Consider the following 22,904-nt stretch of genomic DNA (forward strand, 5'->3'; position numbering starts at 1 on the left):
ACGAATAAATTATTACAGCATAAATATAACTGGAACATATTATGAAATTGTACAATTTGAAAGATCATTCGCAGCAAGTTAGCTTTTCCCAAGCTGTGCAACAAGGATTAGGAAGAGGACAAGGTCTATTTTTCCCGCAAGAATTACCAAAATTTTCTGAAAATGAAATTGAAGCATTATTAAAACTGGATTTTATAACTCGTAGCGCCAAAATTTTATCGGCGTTTATTGGCGATGAAATTAGTCAGGATGATATGTATCGATTAGTTAATAATGCTTTTCAATTTCCTGCGCCGGTCAAATCGGTTGAAGCAGATATTGGTTCATTAGAGTTATATCATGGTCCAACACTTGCATTTAAAGATTTTGGTGGACGTTTTATGGCACAAGCGTTAGTGCAAGTGGCTGCGGATAAACAAATTACGATATTAACAGCAACATCGGGTGATACAGGTGCCGCAGTTGCGCATGCTTTTTATCATTTACCTAATATTCGTGTTGTAATTTTATATCCAGAAGGAAAAATTAGTCCATTACAAGAAAAGCTATTTTGCACCTTGGGCGATAATATTCATACTATCGCTATTGAAAGTGACTTTGATGCGTGCCAAGCCTTAGTTAAAAAAGCATTTGATGATGAAGAGTTAAAAGCGCTAATTGGATTAAATTCTGCAAATTCGATTAACATCAGCCGTCTACTGGCACAAATTTGTTACTATTTTGAAGCTTATGCTCAACTGACACCAGCGCAACGTCAACAATTAGTGATTTCAGTGCCTAGTGGTAACTTTGGTGATTTAACAGCCGGTTTATTGGCTAAAACAATGGGATTACCAATTAAACGCTTTATTGCTGCAACGAATGCAAACGACACGGTGCCACGCTATTTAGAAACTGGAAAGTGGGAGCCTCATGCAACAGTTGCTACGCTTTCTAATGCTATGGATGTGAGCCAACCGAATAACTGGCCTCGTATTGAAGAGATCTATCATCGCGAAGGCTGGGTGTTAAAATCACTTGGACATGCGGCGGTGTCTGATGAAGTCGCTTCACAAACGGTAAGAGAATTAGATAAAAAAGGTTATTTGTCTGAGCCTCATGGCGCGATTGCTTATCGTGCATTGCGTGATCAGCTGCAAGCAGGTGAGTATGGATTGTTTTTAGGAACGGCTCATCCAGCGAAATTCAAAGAGGTGGTTGAAGACATTCTTGGTAAATCAATTCCACTGCCTAAAGCATTAGCTGAACGTGCAGATATGACACTACTTTCGCATCATATGCCAAATGATTTTGCCAAATTACGTGATTTTTTAATTAATTTAACTTGGTAAAATTCGTTCCGCTGCCAATCGGTGGCGGATCATTCTTTATCATCAGATATGGTTTAGCTAATTTCAGTTGTTTATTTTGCTATTAAATTTATCTTCACGATTTTTACATTCAATCACATATACATTATTTTAGTAAATGCTAATCAATAGTATTTATTTTGCTGTTTAGACATATCTTGTTTAAATCACTATTTTCAGCTATTGTAATATCAATTAGGCCATTATAAGGATATTGTTATGTACTGTCCGTTTTGTAATGCAGATGATACAAAGGTGATTGATTCGCGTCTTGTTGGTGAAGGTTATCAAGTCCGTCGTCGTCGTCAATGTGTTGAGTGCAATGAGCGTTTTACCACATTTGAAGTGGCAGAATTAATTATGCCTAATGTGATTAAAAGCAATAAAGTTCGAGAACCATTTAATGAAGATAAGTTGCGTAATGGAATAAAACGAGCACTAGAAAAACGTCCAGTTAGCTTTGATGCAATCGAAGATGCAATTACGCGCATAAAATCAAAAATCAGAGCTACCGGTGAACGTGAAGTGCCAGCAAAATTAATTGGTAGTTACGTTATTGAAGAGCTAAAAAACCTCGATAAAGTCGCTTACATACGTTTTGCATCTGTTTATTTTAGTTTTGATGATATAGAACAATTTAGTAATGAAATTGCTAAATTACAACAAAAATAATGACCTTTATGACAGCGCCTTACGATACCGATCAACTTTATATGAATCAAGCCATTGAGCTTGCTAAACTTGGTCGTTTTACCACAACGCCCAATCCCAATGTTGGCTGTATTATCGTTAAAGATAATCAGATTATTGGTAAAGGGTACCATCAAAAAGCGGGGCAACCCCATGCGGAAGTTTATGCTTTGCAAATGGCGGGTGCTAATGCCGTCGGTGCAACTGCATATGTAACATTAGAGCCTTGTAGCCATTTTGGACGCACTCCCCCTTGTGCTAACGCCTTAATTAAATCAGGGATTAAGCGTGTTGTGATTGCTATGCAAGATCCTAATCCTAACGTGGCTGGTAATGGTATTAAACGTTTACAAGATGCTGGTATAGCGGTAACTGTCGGTGTTTTAGCTGACCAAGCGGAAGCGATTAATCAAGGTTTTTTAAAACGTATGCGCACAGGCTTACCTTTTGTCCAACTTAAACTGGCTGCTTCGTTAGACGGAAAAATCGCCATGGCATCAGGCGAAAGTAAGTGGATAACCTCAAATAAAGCCAGAGAAGATGTACAACAGTTTCGTGCTCAAGCCAGTTGTATATTAAGTACCCGTAAAACAGTACAAACCGATAATGCAAGTTTAACCGTTAGATATCACCAATTACCCGATGACATACAGAAAATCTATCCTATCGAAAAGATAAGACAACCCATTAAAGTAATTATTGATGGTCAACATCAATTAACTGGTGATGAAAGTATTTTTCAACAACCCGGTGAAACTTGGGTTGTGCGAAAGCAAAATTTATCGATTGCAATGCCTAATACATCGTTGATTGTAGAGCCTTCAGCTAATCAGTATATTGATTTAAAAATTTTACTCGAAAACTTAGCGCAAAAGCAGATAAATAGTGTTTGGGTTGAAGCAGGTGCACACCTTGCTGGTGCGTTAATTGAACAAAATTTAGTTGATGAACTGATTATTTATTATGCGCCAAAATTGCTAGGTCATAATGCTAAAGATATGTGTATTTTACCCAATTTGCAAAAATTATCCCTAGCTCCTCAATTTCAATTTGAATCAGTTGCAGCAGTTGGTGAGGATATGCGCGTTATTCTAAAAAGAAAATCATCTGCAATTTGATGACAGTTCAATTCCCTATTTTAAAAAAAGGAAAACGTTAATTTGAATAGTGAACGGGGCCTTTTGTATGAAAAAGCTAGCTTTAACAAACTGGATATCGATTGTTTTTTTACTTTAGATGAGTATCAAATTATCGACGATTTTATTTATGCGGATATACCAGGAATAGCAAAAGTTTGTGGTTATCAAATTCTGTTTTTTTATATTTTGGGGCATGTTGAAGTATTATTACTGGAAGATGTGGTGGAGAACACGTTTTTACGTGATAAAGCTAATCAAATTTTAACTTATTTAGGTTTTGATTTTAAAATGGGTCACCCGTTTGAGTTAACAGATGAGTTTAATCATAATTTTAAGTTTAAAGACTCTATTAATAACGATCAGGTGCGTTTTTACTATGACTTTAACGAGATGTTAATTGTTTTAGGTATTAATTGGCAGGGATTTTTAGTCTCATTCGAAATGGTAAAAGATAAGACAATTATCCATAATCGCCTGAAAAATTTTTATTCATAAATGAACTGTATTTTCTATTGCAAAAACGAACTGTGCTCAGTTGAGTAACGGCATCTATTGTTAATAAGATGCCGATACCCCCCATGAGTTAAAGGTGAATACTTCATTCGGTAATTATTATTAATTACCTTGAAGAATGGCTAATAGTTGTTCTGGTGTCTTTACTGCTAAGATGCGCTCAAGTGTATCGTCTGCAATCACGGCACGCGTTAATTTACGTAAGATATCTAAGTGCTCATTTGATTTAGCTGCAATGCCAACGACAACATAAGCAATATTATTATCTTCATCCCATTTTATACCTTGTGGGTAATAAATCACTTTAAGCCCCGTTTCGATAACACTATCACGTTTTTCGGTTGTGCCATGTGGAATTGCTATACCATTACCCAAAAAAGTCGAAATTTGTGCATCACGATCGAACATTGCTTGAGTATAATCATTCTTGACTAATCCCGCGTTAATCATCTTTTCAGATACCGCTCTTATCGCATCTTGTTTAGAAAAAGAGCCATCTATGATTGAAATATCATTTGCATTAAGTTTTAAATCGCTCATTTGTTATCCTTATTTTGTTAGTCTACCGATAATGAGCGGTAGACTAATTTGTTGATTATACTGTTGCTTTAGTTGCTAATTTTCTGTTTTGTGCAATACGAACTAAACCTAATAAAATGGCGCCAACTATTGCACCAGCGAAAATACAACCTACCCATAAAAATGGTTTATTAACCAGTGGTAGCACTAAAAAACCACCATGTGGTGCAGGGACTTGAATTTGGCATAAAAATGTCAATACAGCTGCAATGGCAGACGATAACATCATAATTGGGATCACACGTAATGGATCTTTTGCTGCAAAAGGTATTGCTCCTTCTGTGATATGTGTTGCACCCAAAATATAATTGACCAGTCCAGCTGCACGCTCTTCTTCACTAAAGGCTTTATTGCGGAAGATTGTTGTTGAAAAAGCAATAACAAACGGTGGTGCAATACAAGCTGCAGAAACACCAGCCATAAAATAGAAATTACCTTCACCTAACAACATGGTACCTGTTACGTAAGCGGCTTTATTTACTGGGCCACCAAAGTCGAATGAACACATAGCACCAATAACAATACCCAATAAAACAGGATTAGCAGATTGCAGTGATTCTAGGAAAGACTTCATGGCATTATTTACTGTCGCAATCGGACCACCGAGTAAAAACATACCTGCACCAATCACAAATACGCCAATGAGTGGCATAATGAAAATGGATTTAAGCCCTTCAAATGAGCGTGGAAGTCCATCTAACAATTTTTTGACAAATAGCATTAAATAACCGGCAGCAAAACCAGCAATAATCCCACCAAGGAACCCAGCTCCGGTGATATTAGCAATCAGTCCACCGACAAACCCAGCAACCATTCCTGGTCGGCCAGCTATAGAGTACGCTAAGAAACCCGTAAAGATAGGAACCATAATGCCAAACGCTTGCCCACCAATTTTCATTAATAACGCGGCAAACTCATTATATTGAGCATTATCAGGGTTAGCTGAATATATCCCCCATAAAAACGATAACGCAATCAAAACCCCGCCAGCTACCACAAAGGGTAACATGTTCGAAACGCCGCTCATTAAATGTTTATAAATTTGGCGACCAATGGATTCTTTAACTTCTATCGGGTTAGATGATGAATTGGATTTGTCTGTATTGTTATTTTTGCCTTTACGGATGGGAACAGCGCCAGATGTGATTTGTTCAATAAGTACTTTAGCTTTATGAATACCATCTTTAACAGGTACTTCAATAACAGGTAAACCATTAAAGCGGTCAGGGTTGACATCTTTATCAGCAGCAATAATTACCCCAATTGCCTCGTTAATATCTGCGTCTGTAATGGCGTTATCAACACCGCCAGCGCCATTGGTTTCTACTTTTATTTCAAAGCCTGCTTTTTCAGCTGCGCTTTTTAAGGCTTCTTCCGCCATATATGTATGTGCAATACCAGTTGGACATCCTGTGACAGCTAATATTTTTTTCATAATGCTCTCCTATTTACTTGATTTGGGTAACGACAACTTGATCCATATAAATGTCAATTTTGTCTAATTGACCTAATCCATCTGACTCGGCAACATTAGCGCCTGTTGCTGAGGCTTTTTTCATGGCTTTTTCAATACTTTGTTGTTCAAAAAGCCACTCACTAATAAATGCAGCAAGCGATGCGTCACCAGCACAAGCCGAACTAACTAGATTTATTTTCACCGCATTACAAAACCAAATATGCGTTCCGTCTGAAAAGTACATTCCTTTGTCACCCATTGTTAATAAAATGTTTTGTGCACCTTGTGAATGAACAGTTTCCAGTGCGGTTATGATTTGCTGTTGGGTATTGGTTTCAAGTCCAAAAATTTCTTTTAGTTCATCGTCATTAGGTTTAATTAATAATGGCTGATACTTTAATAATTCACTTAATTTGGGATGACTAATATCAAGAATGACTTGGATATTTTTGGACATACATAAATCTAAGATAGACTGATAATAATCTGGCTCAATATTATTTGGCAGACTTCCGCTGATCACTAAATAACTGTTATTGGCTAGCGAACTAATAATCTCTAGCATTTCGCTTTTTTTGTTATCAGGAACAAACGGTCCTTTCCCCACCAATTTATATTCATTATGCCCATCGTTGACAAAAACATTGATACGCGTGATGTCATCAATAAAGCAAGGTTTGGTTTCAAGTTGCAATTTAGTTAATTCATCAACAATGTACTTACCCGAAAAACCACCAAAGAAACCTAAAGCACAGGTTGGTTTATTGAATTTATGTAATACAATCGATACGTTGATAGCTTTACCATTTGGGCTATATTCAGTATGCGAAGTTCGATTGACGCAATTGGGATAAAGCCCTTGGCAACGAATATTCATATCAATGGCGGTATTGAGTGTTAAGGTATAGATCATCATGCTTAGCCTCTACAATTTTCCTGCACATCCGCATGTTGTGATGATTTTTTTGACGATCTCTTTCATTGCTGCTTTTGCAGGTTTCATATAGTGGCGAGGATCATTTGCATCGGGATGTTCAATAAAATATTGTTTGAGGGCATCAGAAAACGCTATTTTTAATTCTGTCGCTACATTGACTTTACAAATACCGCGTTTAATACATTCACGTACATCTTTATCTGGCACGCCTGATGCGCCGTGTAATACTAGTGGAATATCGACCATTGAACGTATTTCAGATAAACGATCAAAGTCTAGTTTGGGTTCCGATTTATAAAGGCCGTGCGCAGTGCCAATTGCAATTGCCAGTGAGTCAATACCTGTCTTTTCTATAAATTCAACTGCTTGTTTAGCATTAGTGTATAAAGCATCTTTAGCATCAACAACTAAGTCATCTTCAACGCCACCTAGTCGTCCTAATTCTGCTTCTACACTGACATCGTAACGGTGAGCATATTCAACGACACGTTTAACAATGGCAACATTTTCAGCGAATGGAAAATGAGAACCATCAATCATCACAGAACGAATACCCGCATTGATTTTAGTTGTTATATCCTCATAGTCTTCATGGTGATCTAAATGAAGTGCTAAAGGAACATTATGTTTTTTCGACAACTCATAAGCAATGGCGACAATATTTTCTGTTCCTGCATAACTATAGGTTCCTGGGGTTCCTGCTAAAATGACAGGGGACTGTAATTCAGCAACTGTTTCTACAATGACTTGCATTGTTTCTAAATTATGGATGTTAAAGGCGGGTACGGCATAGTGCTCTTTTTGCGCTTTTTTTAACATATTGTGGCTGGAAATAATTGACATATAACTTCTCCTCAAATTTTTATTAACTACTTAATTTTTTAACTTTCGAATTGAAAGTTATTTTTTTAAATTATGATTGCAAAACGAAAGTTATACTAGTGTTAATAGCGTGAGTTGGATCACAAAAATAGATTTTAATATGTCTAACAAGATAAACTTGTTGCTAAAGTTTCATTTTAACGTTTAACTGGTCAAGTCTGATTTAAGACTACTAAATCGCGATAATTAACATTGATTCATGTTTAGGAATAAATTTCTTCACTCAATTGATGTTGACCACTTGTATGATAAATTTTATTATCATCGTTAGATATTTATCAGTTATATAGGAAATAAAATTTGGCTAGAGCGTCTTCAGCCCTACTAAAACGTAGGTTAGATATTGCCGAAATCGTACGTAAACAAGGTGAAGTAAAAGTAGATGACTTATCTGACAAGCTTCAAGTGTCTAATGTTACTATTCGGCAAGATTTAACATATTTAGAACAACAAGGTTATTTAAAACGATCCTTTGGTGGAGCAATTTATATTCCGCCTGAAAGTTTAGCTAACCAAACTTCTTTCGACTCTGTAAATTATAGTAATACCAATTTAAATATCAGTGAAATCGATATCGTTAAAAACTGTTTAGATTATATAAATGATGGCGATACACTTTTTTTAGGTCATGGCACTTTAATTCGAAAGCTCATTCCTTTTTTGCATAATAAAAAATCCCTACGATTGATTATGAATGATATTCAAAATGCTCAATTGGTTAAGGAGTTTTCAGATGCCGAAGTGATATTAGTTGGCGGTATGCTTTTAGAGGGTAATTTTTTGCAAAATAATAATGCGCTAACTGACATTGTTAACCAATTTTCTATTACCCATTTTATTGTCGAATTGGCAGCTATCAATGCTAATAATCATTTAATTATTGCTAATATTGATCAACAAAAAACGTATCAACAAATATTTAAAAATGCTGACCATACAATTGGCCTTTTACCTCAACGATTGGTAATGAATGATGAACACAGTATTGGAAAATTGAAGCATTTAGATACTGTTATATTATCAAGACCTGTTGTCACCGAATATCATCAACAATTATTAGATTCTAATTTTAAACAAGATGCGGTTAACAAATTTTGCGTGATCTATCGTAATGCAAAGGGGATGTAATATGCAATTTAAAATTTGTACTATTGGAGAATTGCTAGTTGAGTTTTTAGCTAAAGAAAAAAATCAACGTTTTGACGAACCGGGTGAATTTGTCGGACCTTTTGTCAGTGGAGCCCCAGCAATATTTGCAGATCAAGTTGCGAAATTAGGTTTTCCCGTTGTTTTTTTTGGTTGCGTTGGCAAAGATGCTTTTGGTCACATGTGCACGAAGCGATTAAAACAAGATGGTGTGATTATTGAGGGTATTACAACGCATTATAAAGCCAATACAGGCAGTGCATTTGTAACCTATAAAGGCTTAAATGAACGTGATTTTATTTTTAATATCCCAAATAGTGCCTGTGGCCTACTTTCGTTCAATCATATAAATGAAAGTTTATTAAAAGATTGTACTCATTTACATGTGATGGGCTCTTCACTTTATTCTTTTCGCGCTATTGATGCTATGCGTAAAGCACTTGATATTATTAAGAGTAAAGGCGGCACAATTTCGTTTGATCCAAATTTACGTAAAGAGATGTTTAATATTCAGGAAATGGAGCAATCGTTTGATTATATCATGGAGTATACCGATATATTTTTACCAAGCGAAAGCGAGGTGAGTTATTTTGCGCATAGCCATGATGAGAGTGAACAACAGACCATGTTTTCATTACTCGAAAAAGGAATTAAACATATTGTGGTGAAAAAAGGTAGTAATGGTGCAGACTATTATGGTCACGATGATAAAAATAAATTATATACACTGCATGTAGACGGTTTTGCCACAAACGTAATTGATCCAACTGGAGCGGGAGACTGCTTTGGTGCAACCTTTGTTAGTTTGATGTTAGCGGGATATTCTGTCAAACACGCTTTACGCTATGCTAATGCGAGTGGTGCTCTAGCCGTATCTAAAAAAGGTCCAATGGAAGGGACATCGACAATAGATGAATTAAAACAATTTATTTCTGAATATAAATAAACCTATTAAATACAATTGGTTGATTAAATTTGCAAAAAAAATCCCAATAACATGGTTATTGGGAAAACATAAGGAATAGGAAAACAATGAAATAAATGCATTGTCGATTCTTAGTATGCACCTTTTTTTTAAAAATGTATGTAAAGATAACTAAATGATTGCTTAAATAGATTGTATCTATCTTGTTAAATAAATGTAAATGTCTTTGTTTTTATTAATAACTCATTATTTTTTAATGTGTTATCTATAAAAAGATCTCTAATAATGAGTTTAAAAACAGCTTGCCGTGCTCGGTTATTTGCCAATTATGTTTATTTTCAATTAAATAGTTTTGCTCGATGGCAAGGTCAATCTGCTTACTTACCGATTGCAAGGGTAAAAAAGTACGTTGTTCAAATTCGTGCTTTGGCGTTGCTTCAAATAATCGGAAACGGTTCATAAAATATTCAAAGGGTAGATCTTGCGACGCTACTTGATAAGAGTTTTCTAAATATCGACCTTCTAAATACCCTTTGGGGTGGCGTGTTTTTACTGTCCGGATAATTTTGCCATTCGATTGTGTAATTTTTCCATGTGCTCCGCAGCCAATTCCTAAATAATCGCCAAACCGCCAATAATTTAAATTATGTTCGCATTGATATCCGGGTTTGGCATAAGCTGAGGTTTCATATTGTTGATAGCCTTGTTCAGTTAAAAGTTGATGCCCTTGTTGATAAATTTCCCATAAATTATCGTCATCAGGTAAAGTCGGTGGTTTGGAACCAAATAAGGTATTGGGTTCAATGGTTAACTGATACCAAGACAAATGCGGAGGGGCTAGCTTAATGGCTTGCTTTAAATCATACAAAGCATCATCAATGGATTGATTCGGTAAACCATGCATTAAGTCTAAATTAAAACTATGTAAATGTAGGCTATGGGCAAGAATGGCTGCATTCATGGCTTCTTCTGGGTTATGTATCCGTCCTAAATTTGCTAGTTTAGTCGATTGAAAGCTTTGTACGCCAATTGAAATACGATTAATTCCTGCTTGCTGATAACCCTTAAACCTCTCTACATCAACAGAATTTGGATTTGCTTCAATCGTTACTTCTGCTTCATTTTCTATTGGAATAATTTTATTAACTTCGATTAATAACTGATTAATCAATTCCGCTGAAAATAGGCTTGGTGTGCCTCCACCGATAAAAATAGAGTGAATTGAGCGATCATGACACAGTTTGGCATCTTGCCGTAAATCTTCAATAAGATGTTGAATATAGGCTTGATAATCAGGTGTTTTTTTCACCGTATGTGAATTAAAATCACAGTAAGGACATTTTTGAACACACCAAGGCATATGGATATATAAGCTAAGAGGAATTTTATAATCAAACATATGCCTTTCCATAAATTTTTGTCAAATACGCAGAATAAGTTTAAATGAGCTGGCTATATTACTCTCATTTATTAAAAAAAGCTTTTTTACCTTTATTCTATTTCTAGAATGTGTTGAAAAAGCGTAAAATAAAAACAATTTTAGATTTAGTTTATGACATTGATTGTCGATCAAATTAAATATTATAGGAGTAATTATGAGTATTTTAAAACAACTATTGGATAGCGCTAAACAATCTCAGTCTTTAAGCCCATCTGTTAAACAAACCACCTATGGTGAATTACCTATTTTAGTCATTAATCACCAAACTTGCACTGCCGCGGTTTCACTACAAGGTGCACATTTATTATTTTGGCAACCTACAACTGAAACTGCACCAGTCGTTTGGTTAAGTAACAACGCTGTATTTAAAAAAGGTACCGCTATTCGTGGTGGCGTACCCGTTTGTTGGCCTTGGTTTGGTAAATTAGGTGATCCTATGCATGGTTTTGCCCGTATAGTGCAGTGGACTTTAGATTCATGCAACGAAAATAATGAGGGTGTTGATCTTGTTTTATCGTTAACCAATAATCAACAAACTGAGCCGTTTTTTTCAAAACCTTTTCATGTTTGGTTACAAATTCACATTGGTACTACTTGCCAAGTCACGTTAACTTGCCAAGGCAATTTTGAAGTAACTAGTGCATTACATACCTATTTTGGTGTAGATAATATTAACAATGTACTTGTTAAAGGTTTAGGAGACAGCTATCAAGAACGTTTAACAAATGAAAATAAACCGACTACCGCAGGTCAGCTGACTTTCAATCAAGAAGTCGATCGTATTTACACTCATGCCGATAATAAGTTAATCATTAAAGATGGGCAACGTACTATTGAGCTAACTAATAATCATTCGACCGATGTTGTAACATGGAATCCATGGATAGATAAAGCAAAAGCAATGGCTGATTTTGCTGATAATGAATATCAATCTATGGTTTGTGTCGAAACTGCGTGTATTACTCAACCCCTAAAACTTTCGCCAACAGAAAAAGTGTCTTATGGTTTTAAGATAGAATTAATAAAGTAAATGGTAAACTGGTGTTACAAACTTAATCGATACTTGGTTTTGATTAATAGTAGTATGATTATTTGATTGCGTTTAATTGCATAACGCTTTATAATCGCTAGCGCTTTTTAAGCAACTATTTGATAGCCAATTACTGGGTCGCCTGTAATTGGTTTTTATTTGAAATTACTAAGAGAAATTAAAATGTTTACATTAAAAGCAGAAGTAAGAAAAGAGCATGGTAAGGGTGCGAGCCGCCGCCTGCGTCACGCTGGTCAATTCCCAGCTATTATCTATGGTGGAAGTGAAGCAGCAGTTTCTGTTGTGCTTGATCACAACCATATTTTTAATATGCAAGAAAAACCAGAATTTTATTCTGAAGTATTAACTATTGAAGTTGATGGCAAAGCAGTTAAAGTAAAAGTACAAGCAGTACAACGTCATCCATTCAAACCAAAATTAGTGCATATGGATTTTGTGCGCGTATAAATTATCCATCAGTTGGGTCGCACCCAACAATTACTAATTCACGCAAAAGGTCGCCTTCATGGTGACCTTTTGTTTTCGTATCAAATAAGGCAAATACCTATTGTTATGATTAACTCCACTAACTGAGTGTACATAGGTAGGACAACGTAATAAAATAGATAATATGCTTTTTTTAGGAGAAAATTATGTCTGATATCCCAGTTTGCGATTTAGTTATTTTTGGTGCTAAAGGGGATTTAACGAGACGTAAATTATTACCGTCTTTATATCAATTAGAAAAATATGGTAAGTTGCCAAAACAAACTAAAATTTTAGGCGTAGGTCGTGCTGATTGGGATCATGCTGCTTATTGCGAAGTAGCCAAAGAAGCATTGTCTACTTTTATGCCAGAACCTATCGACGAGGCGATTTGGCAACGATTTAGTCAACGACTTAATTTTCATAAATTAGATGTCAATAATCTTGCTGGTTTTAGCGCATTAAAGAGTGAACTGGACCAAACTAGACCAACTATTTTTTATTTTGCCATGCATCCTGGTGCGTTTGGTACTATCTGCCAAGGTTTAGCTGAAGCTGGATTAAATCAAATACAAAACCGAATTGTGATGGAAAAACCACTCGGTACCGACTTACAATCATCGCGTGAAATTAATGATTCAGTTGCGAAATATTTCAATGAGTCACAAGTTTATCGTATTGACCACTATTTAGGTAAAGAATCCGTTTTAAATTTATTAGCATTACGTTTTGCAAATCCTGTATTTGCCTCATTTTGGGATCGAAATTCAATAGATCATGTTGAAATTACTGTTGCTGAGCAAGTCGGTATTGAGGGACGTTGGGGATATTTTGATAAAGCTGGGCAAATGCGTGATATGGTACAAAACCATCTATTACAAATTTTAACTATGATTGCGATGTCTCCACCATCTAACCTTGGTGATGATAGCTTGCGTAATGAAAAAATAGCAGTACTTAATGCTCTTAGACCAATTAATAAAACCAATATTCGTGATAAAGTTGTTAGAGGCCAATATACCTCAGGATTTGTTAACGGTATTAATGTACCGGGATATTTAGAAGAAGATGGTGCAACTCCAGACAGCCATACTGAAACCTTTGTGGCTATCCGTGTCGATATTGATAATTGGCAGTGGGCGGGAGTCCCTTTCTATTTGCGTACAGGTAAGCGTTTACCAAGCAAATGCTCTGAAGTGGTTGTTTATTTTAAACCATTACCACTGAATTTATTTAGTGAATCTTATCCTGAACTGCCACAAAATAAGTTAACCATTCGATTACAACCTGATGAAGGTATGGATATTGAAATCCTCAATAAAGTGCCAGGGTTAGATAGTACCCATACTTTACAAACAACTAAACTTGATTTAAGTTTTAGTGAAACTTTCCATCAACATCGTGCCGATGCTTATGAACGCTTGCTACTTGAAGTGATGCGAGGACGACAAGCACTATTTGTTCATCGTGACGAAGTCGAAGCTGCTTGGAAATGGGTTGATTCTATTATCAATGCATGGGATGCTGATAATGACACACCAAAAACTTATCAAGCTGGTACTTGGGGACCGGTTGCATCAGTCGCTTTAATTACTAAAGATGGCTATTCATGGCATGAATTTGAATAAAAGGAATATCAAATATGGTTACACTAAATAAATATGCAACAAGTGAGTTATTAGTTGAAGACCTGACTTCACACATCGTGAATGAACTTACCAAAGCGATTGAAATTAAAGGACAAGCTTCGATAGCCGTATCAGGGGGTAAAACGCCTATTCCTTTATTTATTTCTCTTAGTGAGCAAAATTTAGATTGGAGCCGAGTATTTATTACTCTGGTTGATGATAGATGGGTTGATGATACTGATGATGCCAGTAATGAAAAATTAGTCATGACTTACTTATTACAAAATAAAGCAAAGTTGGCTAATTTCGTCGGTTTAAAAAATAGCTGTAATAATCCATTTGATGGCGCGTCAATTACTGAAAAACAGTTAGACAAAGTACCAATGCCATTTGATGTATTAATTCTAGGTATGGGGGAAGATGGTCATACTGCGTCATTATTCCCTGGCGCTGCGAATTTAGCTGCCGGTTTAGATATGAAATCAGGCCATAAAGTTGTCGGTATGACACCATTAACAGCGCCTCTAGATCGAATTACTTTAACGCTGCCTACTATTTTAAATAGTCACAATATCTATTTACATTTAGTTGGTGATAGTAAAATGTCAGTATTAGAACAAGCCGAACAAGGTAAAGATATTAACCAAATGCCTGTTAGAGCAATTTTACAGCAAGATAAAGTCAATGTGACCATATTTTGGACTGCTGCGTAAAAAACTATTGATTGTGCCGACTTATGTCGGCCACAATCCTTATTTAAAGCCTCAATCATTATTCATCCATTATTAGTAATATTTAATCTCATTACTTTATTCACAACACCTCTTAATCATATTTTTTACTATTTTAGTACGAGCGTTATTAAAAAAATAACGATTTAACAAATTGATTTAAAACAATATTTTTAATATTTAAAGTTGGAGCTATTTTTAATAAAAATAGCGTGCACTTATTTTTATGCGTATTTGCGAAATTAATTGATTAAATACCTATTATTTTTGTAACTTTTGTGGTAAAAAGTGGGTTTAAGTGGTAAAAAAGTAAGAATTATTTAACCATCTGATTTTAATCAATAAAAAAATAATAAAAATTTAAAGAAAACGGTGCTTTCATGTTCAGTGGTGCAACTTCAGTCAATTTAGATAGTAAAGGGCGGATGGCTATTCCTACTCGCTATCGTGATTCTTTGTCTGAAGGCATGGTTTGTACAATTGGTTTATATCATTCTTGCTTGTCACTTTACTCAATTTCTGAATGGAAAAGTATTGAAAAGCAACTATCAACACTTTCTACTATTGTTGAGTCAGAGCGTCGAATAAAACGATTATTATTAGGCTATGCAATTGAGTGCCCTATGGATAATTCAGGTAGGATTCTATTACCGCCTACATTACGCACATACGCAAAATTAGAAAAACATGTCATGTTTGTAGGTCAATCTAATAAATTTGAAATTTGGGATGAAGTCATCTGGTATCAACAAATTAGTGAAGATATTGCTGAGCTATCGGCTGATATTACAAACTTATCCGATAATTTAAAAAATTTAACGATTTAACTAAATAATAGAGTACAAGACTAATGAGCTATCTACATACAACTGTTTTACTAAATGAAGCTATTGCAGCATTAAATATAAAAAAAAACGGTATTTATGTTGATGGGACTTTTGGTCGAGGCGGTCATTCTCGTTTAATTCTCGATCATCTAGGTAATCAAGGAAGATTAATTGCCATTGATCGCGATGCCAAAGCTCAACAGGCAGCGAGTGAAATAATTGATCCGCGATTTACCTTTATTCGTGGTGAGTTTTCTAATGTATATCAATATATTGATAATTTAGGCTTACTTGGTAAAGTTGATGGTTTTTTATTGGACCTTGGGGTTTCTTCTCCGCAACTTGATGATCCACAAAGAGGATTTTCGTTTATGCGCGATGGTCCGCTTGATATGCGGATGAATAATCATCAGGGCATGACAGCAAGTGAGTGGCTATTAAATAGTGATGAAGCCGATATAGCATGGGTATTAAAAACATTTGGTGAAGAAAAATTTGCTAAACGTATTGCGCGAGCTATTGTCGAAAAAAACAAAATTATGCCCATTACTCGCACATTAGAGTTAGCCAATTTAATTGAACAAGCAACACCTAAAAAAGATAAACATAAACATCCAGCAACACGGAGCTTTCAAGCAATTCGTATATATATTAATAGCGAACTTGAAGAAGTTGAACAAGCGTTGAACGCCAGTTTGTCGATACTTGCCAACCAAGGACGGCTTGCCGTAATTAGTTTTCATTCTTTAGAAGATCGAATAGTTAAGCAATTTATTAGCAAACAGAGTAAAGGACCTGAGTTGCCAGCAGGATTACCACTAACTGAACAACAAATTAAACAATATGGTGGTGCCCAGTTAAAATCACTTGGCAAAGTAAAACCAAGTATGGATGAGATTAATCACAACCCGCGTTCAAGAAGCGCAATATTAAGGGTAGCTGAAAGGAAAAATGAACAGTAATCAAGCAAATGATAGCGAAAATTTTTATGCTGAAATCGACAATCAAAAGCGGCCAAGTAAAAGTTTATTTGGCTTAATTGTTGGTGATTTGCTAGGCCATCAAAAAATTTCATTATTATTACTTATACTTATCATTATTACAGCTGGAGCAGTATTAATCACAACGCAACAAGTTCGTAAGCAACTATTTGAACGTGAGCAACTTTTACTAGAACAAGATGTTTTAGAGAGCGAATGGCGTAATTTAGTTATTGAAGAAAATGTACTTGCAGATCCGAAACGTGTTGAAGATAAAGCTAAAAATCAATTGGGTATGTCATATGTGACGCCTCAAAATGAAACCGTTATTGTGATAAAGAGTAAATAATGAAACCTGTAGTGAAAAATAATAAAGATAAAACTAAAAAGGTTGTAAAAACAAACAAAGCAAATAAACCGAACAAAAAACAGTTTTTTACACCTAACCGTTTTTATGTTGTCTATGGTTTTATTATATTTGCTATTGTGTGTTTAATTATTCGAATGGCAATATTGCAGATAATAGAACCAGATAAGCTTATTGCTGAAGGTAATAAACGCTCCATTCGCCATCAAGAAATGGATGCACCGCGTGCCATGATCACTGATCGTAATGGTCGAGCGCTTGCTGTAAGTGTACCAATGTTTGATGTATGGGCAGATCCTAAAATTGTTGTACAAAAAGGTGGTGTAAAGGCTGATGATATAAGGTGGCAAGGTTTAGCCAAAACGCTCAATATTTCAATGTCAACCTTACAGCAAAAATTGAGTAATCCATCTATGCGTTTTGTGTATTTAACTAAGCAAATTACACCAACAATAGCGGATTATTTAAAACAGTTAAAATTACCGGGTATTTCGTTTGCTAAAACATCCAAACGTTATTATCCCGCTGCTGAAAATATTGCGCAGCTAATTGGTTTAACCGATATTGATGACAATGGAACCGAACGGGGTTCTGAAGGGATAGAAAAAAGCTTCAATAAATGGTTAATTGGTGAATCAGGACAACGAATCGTAAGGCGTGACCGAGTAGGTCGGGTTATTGAAGAGTTAGAACGAACTGATAGTGAAGCCGCATCCGATTTAACGTTAAGTATTGATGAACGCTTGCAATCTTTAGTGTATAGCGAATTAAGCCAAGCGGTTGAATTTAATAAAGCAGATAGTGGAACGGCTGTTTTAATTGATGTACATACAGGTGAAATTTTAGCGATGGCAACTAGCCCATCTTATAATCCTAATAATCGTTCTTCTATTGATTATAACTTATTACGTAATAGAGCTGTCACTGATGCGTTTGAACCTGGTTCAACAGTTAAACCATTAGTTGTTATGGCCGCATTAGAGAAAAAAATTGCAGATGTAAATACTATCATTGACACCCGACCATTTTTTGTTAATCGGTACGAAATTAAAGATGTGTCGTATCAAAAATCATTAAATCTAGCGGGCATTTTAGAAAAATCAAGTAATGTTGGGGTCAGTAAATTAGCATTACAAATGCAGCCAGGCGAGTTAGTTGAATTTTATAGTCGTTTTGGTTTAGGTCAGCCAACGGGATTAGGATTAGGTGGTGAAGTTAGTGGATCTATTGCTGCTGATCGTACCAGAAAATGGGCGGATATTGAGCGAGCCACCTTTGCATTCGGGTATGGTTTAAGTGTCACACCGTTACAATTAGCCAGAGCTTATGCAACTATTGGTAGTTACGGTATATATAGACCTGTTTCAATTTTAAAAATAACAGAACCGGTTAAAGGTGAACGCGTAGTACAAGAAAAAATAGCCAAAACGGTAGTGCAATTGATGGAAGCTGTGGCTGTGACAGGTGGGGGAACTAAAGCTTCGGTACCTGGTTATAGTGTGGGTGTTAAAACAGGTACTGCAAAAAAATTATCGGGTGGACGCTATGTCAATCAATATCTAGCTTATACCGCAGGAATTGCACCGGCAACCGGCCCTAAATATTCATTAGTTGTCGTTATTGATAACCCGAAAGCTGGTCAATATTATGGTGGTTCAGTATCCGCACCAGTTTTTAGCCGAATTATGGGGGGCGTTCTTCGAACAATGAATGTGAAGCCAGATCGTCAAGTTGATGGGCAAATGATTATTTATTAACAGGTGGTAAATGATGTCTACAAGCACATTTAAAACATTATTTGAATTATTAGGTGGAACTAGCAAATTAGAATTAGCTGATTTTCCGCTTAATCATTTACGTATCGATAGTCGTCAAGTGGAAAAAAACGATGTGTTTGTTGCGATCAAAGGGAATGCCGTAGATGGTCGTAATTTTATTGAACAAGCTATTTTGGCGGGTGCCGTTGCGATACTTATTGAAACTAATCGGAAATCAAATAATTTAAAAATTGATTATCTTAAGCAAGATGATAAGTCTGTAATACCACAAATAAGTATTTTTCAATTGTCACATCGTTTGTCGATGATTGCTAATGATTTTTATCATTCACCTTCCAAAAAATTGTCAGTGATTGGGGTAACCGGCACTAATGGTAAAACCACAGTGACACAACTTATTGCTCAATGTACTACATTATTAAATGAAAAAACCGCTATTTTAGGTACTATTGGCAATGGTATTTATAATAATCAGCTTGAACCATCAAACAATACCACGGCGTCAGCTATCGATGTACAAACTTTATTAGCGGATTTTGTGAAAAAGCATGTCAAAGTTGTAGCAATGGAAATTTCTTCACATGGTTTAGCCATGGATCGCGTTAAAAGTTTAAATTGTGTCGCAACCGTATTTACCAATCTTAGTCGAGATCATCTTGATTATCATAAAACTATGAGTAAATACGCGAAAGCAAAATGGTCATTATTCACTCCAGAAGAAAAGCAAAAGCAAGTGCTAAATTCGGGCAAATCAATTGTTAATTATGATGATAAATATGGCAAGCGATGGATTGAAAAACTGACACAAGTAACAGCGGTATCATGCCAGCCTAAATCGTTACGTCGTTTAAAAGCATTAAATATACCTTATGCTGGCGTATCGATGATTGAATACCACGATAAAGGTGCCAAAATTCATATGGAATCAAGTTGGGGAAATGCCATTATCAATAGCCGATTATTAGGTGAATTCAATGTTGCTAATCTGCTTTTGTCTATTGCAACCTTATTAACTTTAGATTACCCATTTTTTGCTGTCGTGAATATGGCCTCTTTTCTTAAACCAATTTGTGGACGAATGGAAGTTCTGCACGAAAAAAATAGTCCTACAGTCATTGTTGATTATGCGCATACGCCAGATGCATTACAAAAAGCGTTACAAGCTAGCCGAATTCACTGCAAAGGAACGTTATGGGTGATTTTTGGTTGTGGTGGTGATAGAGATAGTGGAAAGCGTCCATTAATGGCTGAAGTGGCTGAACAATTTGCTGATCAAATTGTACTGACTAATGATAATCCGCGCACTGAAGATGAAATGAACATTATTCATGATATACAACAAGGGTTACATGATGGTACCCATGTAAAAGTCATCCCTGATAGAAAACAAGCGATTACTTATACACTAAAACAAGCTAAATCTAATGATGTAATATTAATTGCAGGCAAAGGGCACGAGGATTACCAAATTGTAGGTAAAACCAAATATCACTATTCCGATCAAGAAACAGTGAAACAGCTTTTAGGAGTAGCGAATCAATCATGATTCCATTACAAATTAAACAAATCAAAAAAGTCGTAAATGGTGAATCTTATCATATCTTAAATGAAGATATGATGATTGACGCTATTTGTACAGACTCCAGAAACATTATCAAAAATGCAGTATTTATTGCCTTAGTGGGTGATCATTTTGATGGACATGTTTTTGTTGAACAAGCAATAGAACAAGGCGCTAGTCTGGTTATTGTTGATCATAAAATTGACAATAATGCTATTGCTCAAATTGTCGTTAAGGATACAAAAATTGCGCTTGGGCTTATTGCGGCGGCCGTTCGTCAGTTAAGTCATGCTAAAATTGTTGCGCTCACAGGTTCCTCGGGTAAAACCTCAGTTAAAGAAATGACTGCCGCAATTTTACAACATTGTGGTCAAACACTTTATACTCAGGGCAATTTTAATAATGATATTGGTGTACCATTAACGTTATTTCATCTAACTGAGCAAGATCAATATGCAGTAATAGAATTAGGCGCGAATCACATTGGTGAAATTGCGTATACAACTAATATTGTTAAACCCCAAAGTGCTTTAATTAATAATATTGCACAGGCGCATCTTGAAGGCTTTGGTTCGCTTGATGGAGTAGCAACCGCTAAAGGTGAAATTTTTGCAGGATTAGCGAATAATGGTATTGCTATCATCAACTTAGATAGCTGTAGCGATAAGTGGTTTAATTCGTTAGGTAACAAAACGGTCTGGACTTTCTCATTATCTAATCCATCTGCTAATTTTTATGCCAGTAATATTCAAATCGCTCAGACCACTTCATTTATCTTACATACGCCTAATGGTCAATGTGAACTAGAACTTCCCTTGATTGGTGAACATAATGTTTCTAATGCGGTTGCGGCGTCAGCTTTAGCAATTTCTGTAGGCGCAACGTTTAATCAAATTAAGCAAGGTTTAGCTACCTTAAAACCGGTAAAAGGTCGCTTGTTTCCAATACAATTAAATCAAACCCAGTTAATTTTGGATGATTCTTATAATGCCAATGTTGGTTCAATGTCGGCTGCTATTAAGGTTTTAGCAAAACAACCTGGCTATCGAATTTTAGTCGTTGGTGATATGGCTGAATTAGGCGAAGATGCCGAAAAATATCATCAGCAAATAGGTGAACTTGCTCATCACGAAAAGCTTGATTGTGTCATTAGTGTCGGTAATTTAAGTCAATTTATTAGCCAGTATAGTGGTGTCGGCCACCATTTTAATCATAAACAAGATGCAGTAAATTATCTGTTAATGTTACTACGTCAGCATCCAATTTTAACCATGCTAGTTAAAGGATCACGTAGCGCTAAAATGGAAGAGCTCATCGAAAAAATTCAAATTGAACAATGTTGATTCAGGATTAAAATTATGTTGTTTTTAATATCAGAATATTTAGTTAAATATTTTACTTTTTTTAATGTTATTTCTTATTTAACGGTCAGGGCTATCTTAGCGCTGTTAACTTCATTAGCCATTTCATTAATTATGGGGCAAAAGGTCATTGATTGGCTACAAAAATTGCAGATTGGTCAAGTTATTCGTAATGATGGACCAGAATCGCATTTAAGCAAAAAAGGGACGCCAACAATGGGGGGAACCCTTATTTTGGCATCAATATCGATTTCAGTTTTTTTATGGGCAGATCTACGTAATCCTTATGTTTGGGTAACCTTATTTGTTTTAATTGGTTACGGCATTGTTGGTTTTGCTGATGACTATTTAAAAGTTATTCGTAAAAATACAGCCGGCCTTATTGCTAGATGGAAATACTTTTGGCAATCGGTTATTGCCTTAATTGTTGCGTTTGGCCTTTATGCCTATGGTAAAGATACTGCGGTAACCGTATTAGTCGTTCCTTTTTTCAAAGATGTGATGCCACAATTAGGATTGTTCTTTATTTTGCTAACCTATGTGGTCATCGTTGGTGCCGGTAATGCAGTTAATTTGACGGATGGACTTGATGGACTTGCAATCATGCCAACAGTATTTGTTGCAGCGGGTTTTGCTTTGGTATCTTGGGCTACAGGTAATGTTAATTTTGCAGCTTATTTACATATTCCCTATATTAAATTCAGTGGAGAACTCATGATTGTTTGCACTGCAATCGTCGGTGCAGGGCTTGGCTTTTTATGGTTTAACACGTATCCGGCAATGGTATTTATGGGCGATGTCGGTTCTTTGGCTTTAGGTGGTGTGTTTGGCATCATCTCAGTGTTATTACGCCAAGAATTTTTATTACTGATAATGGGCGGTATATTTGTTATTGAAACATTATCGGTAATTTTACAGGTTGGTTCCTATAAGTTGCGTGGTAAAAGAATTTTCAGAATGGCGCCAATACATCATCATTATGAACTTAAAGGTTGGCCAGAACCTCGGGTGATTGTTCGTTTTTGGATTATTTCATTAATGTTAGTATTAATTGGGTTATTAACATTGAAATTACGTTAATTAATAAGATCAGGATTA

General features: G+C 35.7%; 22 protein-coding genes. 17 read left to right on the top strand and 5 right to left on the bottom strand.

Features of this window, described 5'->3' with window-relative positions; translation table 11 throughout:
• Positions 1 to 41: 41 nt before the first annotated feature.
• From thrC to A9G03_RS03360, 4 genes are all read left to right on the top strand, one after another.
• The gene (gene thrC / locus A9G03_RS03345; RefSeq protein ID WP_065633898.1) at positions 42 to 1,331 is read left to right on the top strand and encodes a threonine synthase; all 1,290 of its coding nucleotides are present in this window, start codon (positions 42 to 44) and stop codon (positions 1,329 to 1,331) included.
• A gap of 237 nt (positions 1,332 to 1,568) precedes the next feature.
• On the top strand, positions 1,569 to 2,021 hold the full coding sequence (nrdR, locus tag A9G03_RS03350; RefSeq protein ID WP_065633897.1) for a transcriptional regulator NrdR: 453 nt from the start codon (positions 1,569 to 1,571) through the stop codon (positions 2,019 to 2,021).
• 8 nt (positions 2,022 to 2,029) lie between these two features.
• Positions 2,030 to 3,157: a bifunctional diaminohydroxyphosphoribosylaminopyrimidine deaminase/5-amino-6-(5-phosphoribosylamino)uracil reductase RibD gene (gene ribD / locus A9G03_RS03355; protein ID WP_065798445.1), complete on the top strand. Its 1,128-nt coding sequence runs from the start codon at positions 2,030 to 2,032 to the stop codon at positions 3,155 to 3,157.
• 42 nt (positions 3,158 to 3,199) lie between these two features.
• Complete coding sequence (locus tag A9G03_RS03360) at positions 3,200 to 3,673, top strand: hypothetical protein (protein WP_065798410.1); 474 nt, start codon at positions 3,200 to 3,202, stop codon at positions 3,671 to 3,673.
• A 120-nt stretch (positions 3,674 to 3,793) separates the two neighbouring features.
• On the opposite strand, the gene A9G03_RS03365 is transcribed toward A9G03_RS03360, so the two are convergent.
• From A9G03_RS03365 to A9G03_RS03380, 4 genes are read right to left on the bottom strand one after another with little or no spacing between them, the layout of a single operon-like run.
• Positions 3,794 to 4,231, bottom strand: coding sequence for a PTS sugar transporter subunit IIA (locus tag A9G03_RS03365; RefSeq protein WP_065798411.1), 438 nt, complete (start codon positions 4,229 to 4,231; stop codon positions 3,794 to 3,796).
• Between the two features lie 55 nt (positions 4,232 to 4,286).
• Complete coding sequence (locus A9G03_RS03370; RefSeq protein WP_065633894.1) at positions 4,287 to 5,705, bottom strand: PTS fructose transporter subunit IIC; 1,419 nt, start codon at positions 5,703 to 5,705, stop codon at positions 4,287 to 4,289.
• 13 nt (positions 5,706 to 5,718) lie between these two features.
• The gene (gene pfkB / locus A9G03_RS03375; protein ID WP_065633893.1) at positions 5,719 to 6,639 is read right to left on the bottom strand and encodes a 1-phosphofructokinase; all 921 of its coding nucleotides are present in this window, start codon (positions 6,637 to 6,639) and stop codon (positions 5,719 to 5,721) included.
• Positions 6,640 to 6,651: 12 nt separating this feature from the next.
• Complete coding sequence (locus tag A9G03_RS03380) at positions 6,652 to 7,506, bottom strand: tagatose bisphosphate family class II aldolase (protein WP_065633892.1); 855 nt, start codon at positions 7,504 to 7,506, stop codon at positions 6,652 to 6,654.
• Between the two features lie 339 nt (positions 7,507 to 7,845).
• Between A9G03_RS03380 and A9G03_RS03385 the strand changes: the two genes are divergently transcribed.
• Positions 7,846 to 8,673 (top strand): DeoR/GlpR family DNA-binding transcription regulator, encoded by an 828-nt coding sequence (locus A9G03_RS03385; RefSeq protein WP_065633891.1) that lies wholly within the window; start codon positions 7,846 to 7,848, stop codon positions 8,671 to 8,673.
• A 1-nt stretch (position 8,674) separates the two neighbouring features.
• On the top strand, positions 8,675 to 9,637 hold the full coding sequence (locus tag A9G03_RS03390; protein WP_065633890.1) for a sugar kinase: 963 nt from the start codon (positions 8,675 to 8,677) through the stop codon (positions 9,635 to 9,637).
• A 244-nt stretch (positions 9,638 to 9,881) separates the two neighbouring features.
• Here A9G03_RS03390 and hemW read toward each other — a convergent pair whose 3' ends face one another.
• Positions 9,882 to 11,015 carry a radical SAM family heme chaperone HemW gene (gene hemW / locus A9G03_RS03395; RefSeq protein WP_065798412.1) on the bottom strand — a complete coding sequence of 378 codons (1,134 nt, stop codon included), beginning with the start codon at positions 11,013 to 11,015 and terminating at the stop codon, positions 9,882 to 9,884.
• Between the two features lie 196 nt (positions 11,016 to 11,211).
• Between hemW and A9G03_RS03400 the strand changes: the two genes are divergently transcribed.
• The 11 genes from A9G03_RS03400 to mraY all read left to right on the top strand — a co-directional run bounded on the left by A9G03_RS03400 (position 11,212) and on the right by mraY (position 22,886).
• Positions 11,212 to 12,087 carry a D-hexose-6-phosphate mutarotase gene (locus A9G03_RS03400; RefSeq protein ID WP_065633888.1) on the top strand — a complete coding sequence of 292 codons (876 nt, stop codon included), beginning with the start codon at positions 11,212 to 11,214 and terminating at the stop codon, positions 12,085 to 12,087.
• A gap of 183 nt (positions 12,088 to 12,270) precedes the next feature.
• Positions 12,271 to 12,555, top strand: coding sequence for a 50S ribosomal protein L25 (rplY, locus tag A9G03_RS03405; RefSeq protein ID WP_065633887.1), 285 nt, complete (start codon positions 12,271 to 12,273; stop codon positions 12,553 to 12,555).
• 185 nt (positions 12,556 to 12,740) lie between these two features.
• Positions 12,741 to 14,201: a glucose-6-phosphate dehydrogenase gene (gene zwf, locus A9G03_RS03410; protein ID WP_065633886.1), complete on the top strand. Its 1,461-nt coding sequence runs from the start codon at positions 12,741 to 12,743 to the stop codon at positions 14,199 to 14,201.
• A 14-nt stretch (positions 14,202 to 14,215) separates the two neighbouring features.
• Positions 14,216 to 14,914 (top strand): 6-phosphogluconolactonase, encoded by a 699-nt coding sequence (gene pgl, locus A9G03_RS03415; RefSeq protein WP_065633885.1) that lies wholly within the window; start codon positions 14,216 to 14,218, stop codon positions 14,912 to 14,914.
• Between the two features lie 398 nt (positions 14,915 to 15,312).
• A complete protein-coding gene (gene mraZ / locus A9G03_RS03420) occupies positions 15,313 to 15,759 on the top strand; it encodes a division/cell wall cluster transcriptional repressor MraZ (protein WP_065633884.1) in 447 nt (148 codons plus the stop codon).
• Between the two features lie 23 nt (positions 15,760 to 15,782).
• Positions 15,783 to 16,721, top strand: a complete 939-nt coding sequence (gene rsmH, locus A9G03_RS03425) for a 16S rRNA (cytosine(1402)-N(4))-methyltransferase RsmH (protein WP_065633883.1) — start codon at positions 15,783 to 15,785, stop codon at positions 16,719 to 16,721.
• On the top strand, positions 16,711 to 17,088 hold the full coding sequence (gene ftsL, locus A9G03_RS03430; RefSeq protein WP_065633882.1) for a cell division protein FtsL: 378 nt from the start codon (positions 16,711 to 16,713) through the stop codon (positions 17,086 to 17,088). The genes rsmH and ftsL overlap by 11 nt, the downstream gene beginning before the upstream one ends.
• The gene (ftsI, locus tag A9G03_RS03435; RefSeq protein WP_065633881.1) at positions 17,088 to 18,863 is read left to right on the top strand and encodes a peptidoglycan glycosyltransferase FtsI; all 1,776 of its coding nucleotides are present in this window, start codon (positions 17,088 to 17,090) and stop codon (positions 18,861 to 18,863) included. Before ftsL ends, ftsI begins: the two co-directional genes overlap by 1 nt.
• A gap of 13 nt (positions 18,864 to 18,876) precedes the next feature.
• Positions 18,877 to 20,430, top strand: a complete 1,554-nt coding sequence (murE, locus tag A9G03_RS03440) for a UDP-N-acetylmuramoyl-L-alanyl-D-glutamate--2,6-diaminopimelate ligase (protein WP_065798413.1) — start codon at positions 18,877 to 18,879, stop codon at positions 20,428 to 20,430.
• Positions 20,427 to 21,788, top strand: coding sequence for a UDP-N-acetylmuramoyl-tripeptide--D-alanyl-D-alanine ligase (gene murF / locus A9G03_RS03445; RefSeq protein ID WP_065798414.1), 1,362 nt, complete (start codon positions 20,427 to 20,429; stop codon positions 21,786 to 21,788). The genes murE and murF overlap by 4 nt, the downstream gene beginning before the upstream one ends.
• Positions 21,789 to 21,803: 15 nt before the next feature.
• Entirely contained in the window at positions 21,804 to 22,886 is a 1,083-nt protein-coding gene (mraY, locus tag A9G03_RS03450; protein WP_065633878.1) for a phospho-N-acetylmuramoyl-pentapeptide-transferase, read from the top strand.
• Positions 22,887 to 22,904: the final 18 nt, after the last annotated feature.

The sequence above is a fragment of the Gilliamella sp. wkB171 genome (assembly GCF_001693755.1).
In the GTDB taxonomy this organism is placed as follows: domain Bacteria; phylum Pseudomonadota; class Gammaproteobacteria; order Enterobacterales; family Orbaceae; genus Gilliamella; species Gilliamella apicola_F.